Origin of the sequence: Duncaniella muris (genome assembly GCF_003024805.1) — a bacterium.
Lineage (GTDB): Bacteria > Bacteroidota > Bacteroidia > Bacteroidales > Muribaculaceae > Duncaniella > Duncaniella muris.
Genome location: NZ_PUEC01000065.1, coordinates 1 through 2,791, shown reverse-complemented (window position 1 = coordinate 2,791; position 2,791 = coordinate 1). Strand labels below are relative to the sequence as shown.

At 42.3% G+C, this 2,791-nt stretch carries 2 protein-coding genes; both read left to right on the top strand.

Translation table 11 applies throughout. The features are described from left to right. Window positions 1-69 precede the first annotated feature (69 nt). Complete coding sequence (locus C5O23_RS14025; RefSeq protein ID WP_107033528.1) at window positions 70-1,401, top strand: coiled-coil domain-containing protein; 1,332 nt, start codon at window positions 70-72, stop codon at window positions 1,399-1,401. A 414-nt stretch (window positions 1,402-1,815) separates the two neighbouring features. After that, a complete protein-coding gene (locus tag C5O23_RS14010; RefSeq protein ID WP_107033527.1) occupies window positions 1,816-2,751 on the top strand; it encodes a DNA alkylation repair protein in 936 nt (311 codons plus the stop codon). Window positions 2,752-2,791: the final 40 nt, after the last annotated feature.

Sequence of the window (2,791 nt, the reverse complement as noted above, 5' to 3'; positions counted from 1 at the left end):
ATAAAATCCCCTGCTGACATTACGTCGACAGGGGTCATTTTTATATTGGGCAAAAGGGTCAGTGATATTTTGGCTTCAGGGGTCAATTCAACCTGGTCTAAGGGGTCATCCGAGCCTGGGTTTTCCACCGACAACGAACAATGGATAAACCCGAACTTCGGCACTCCCGAACTGCAAACGCACTACGACAATATCAAACGGATGGTCAAGGAAAAGACCGGACGTGCCATGCAGGAAAAAGAGCGGGAACGCAAAGGAAAAAATGGTAAAATAATCAAGGTGGCAGGATGTTCCCCCATTCGTGAGGGTGTACTGCTCATCAGACCGGAAACCACACTGGCTGATGTGCGTGAATTTGGCGAAGAGTGCCAAAGACGCTGGGGCATCACGCCACTCCAAATATTCCTGCATAAGGATGAGGGGCATTGGCTGGGTGGAAAACCTGACACAGAAGACAAGGAGAGTTTCCAAGTGGGTGGAAAATGGTTCAAGCCGAATTATCATGCCCATATTGTTTTTGACTGGATGAACCACGATACAGGAAAGAGCCGCAAACTCAATGACGAGGATATGGCAGCAATGCAGACTTTGGCATCAGACATTCTAATGATGGAACGTGGGCAATCAAAAAATGTTACTGGCAAAGAACATCTGGAACGCAATGACTTCATCATTGAAAAACAGAAAGCCGAACTGCAACGCATAGATGCTGCAAAGCGGCATAAAGAACAACAGGTGGAACTTGCCGAACAGGAACTCAAACAGGTAAAATCGGAGATACGCACGGACAAGCTCAAAAGCGTGGCTACCGATGCTGCCACTGTCATAGCAAGCGGAGTGGGTTCTCTTTTCGGCAGCGGGAAAATGAAGAAACTGGAGCAATCCAATGACGAATTGCGTCAGGAAATTGCCAAACGGGACAAGGGCATTGATGACTTGAAAGCCCAAATGCAACGTATGCAGGAACAGCACGGCAAGCAGATACGCAATCTTCAAGGAATACACAATCAGGAACTTGAAGCCAAAGACAAGGAAATATCACGGCTGAATACCTTGCTTGAAAAGGCTTTCAAGTGGTTTCCGATGCTCAGGGAGATGTTGAGAATGGAAAAATTGTGTGCTGCCATCGGCTTCACCAAAGAAATGATAGAGAGCCTCCTGACCAAGAAAGAGGCTATCAGGTGCAATGGCAGGATTTATTCCGAAGAACACAGACGGAAGTTTGACATCAAGAATGATATTTTCAAGGTGGAAAAGAATCCAACCGATGATAGCAAACTGATACTGACCATAAACAAGCAGTCGATAGACGAATGGTTCAAAGAACAGTGGAATAAATTACGGCAAAGTTTACGACAGTCAGCGGAAGAGCCAAGAAAAAATAGAGGATTCAAGTTATAATTCCGCTCTATATAATCCAAAACATCAATAAAATAACTAATTTTGCATTCGGATAGGGGCAACTCTTTCCAAGAAATAAGAAAATAAGAAGCGTTATGCTCTCTTGTAAGTCGAGAACGTAGGAAATTCACCAGTGTACTGGGATTGCATAGTGGTTCTCACGCATACAGCATGGGCTGCTACCTCTACATCTGTACACAAGGTTTCCTACGACTTTCGACTTCGAGTGTTGCATCAGTAGTTTGTGCTTCTGCATTTATAAATCGCTCCATCGTGCTATGGAGCATTGTATTATTTTGTAGATGAAGAATATCGAAGCAGATAAAGAACTCATAGCGGCATCGGAATCAAGGATATAAAGGACTATGAAATTGAAATCAACATCGAAAATGGTATAGTAGTAAGATAAAAGTAATGGCAGAATCTTTTAAAAATATGTTTGATAAGCCATTCTTTGGAAGGTTTGTCAACGACTTGTCTCTTGTTCTCCAGAACATGAGTGTAGACAAGTTTGTAACTTTAGTTATGGATGAAGAATGGGAGAACAGAGGTTATAAGCAGCGGATTGCACACATAACTACTGTTCTGCACAAGTTTATGCCAACCGAGTATAAAGAAGCTGTTGCGAAAATCTTTAAATTATTAGACTGTGTAAAAGTTAGACTGCTCGATTTTTCAAAGATAGACGATAAAAATTTCAATTTGCTGACATTAGAATATGGGGTTATTTTGGACCATTATGTGGAGCGATATGGAATAGAGGACTATGAGACATCAGTGAAAGCCATTGAGCGAATTACGCAATTCACGACTTGCGAATTTGTGACCCATGCCTTTATTGTGAAATATCAAGATGAAATGATGAAACAGATGTTGGCTTGGTCAAAACATCCGCACTGGGGGGTAAGGAGGCTTGCATCGGAAGGGTGCAGACCTCGTCTGCCGTGGGCGATGTCATTGCCTAAATTAAAAGAAAATCCAGCTCCCATCATTCCGATTATGGAAAATCTGAAAAACGATCCATCCAGGTTTGTAAGGTTGAGTGTTGCCAATAACCTGAACGATATTTCAAAGGATAATCCACAAATCGTAATTGCTTTGGCTAAAAAATGGAAAGGGCAATCAGAGAATATTGATTGGGTTATCAAGCATGGATGCCGAACATTGCTTAAGCAGGGGAATCACGAGATATTGAACCTGTTTGGACTGAGTTTGAATGACAATATCAGCATAGGTGACTTTAAGATTCTTACAAAAAGAATAAGAGCTTGTTTAAAAACGATTGTTAACAGAAGTGAGTTTTCGGAGAGAAATAACAACAGCTGCGACCATGAGCATTTCGTTGGCTGATTCTGTCGTTTCCTCGTAATTCCTGCACAGCCTTCTGAAG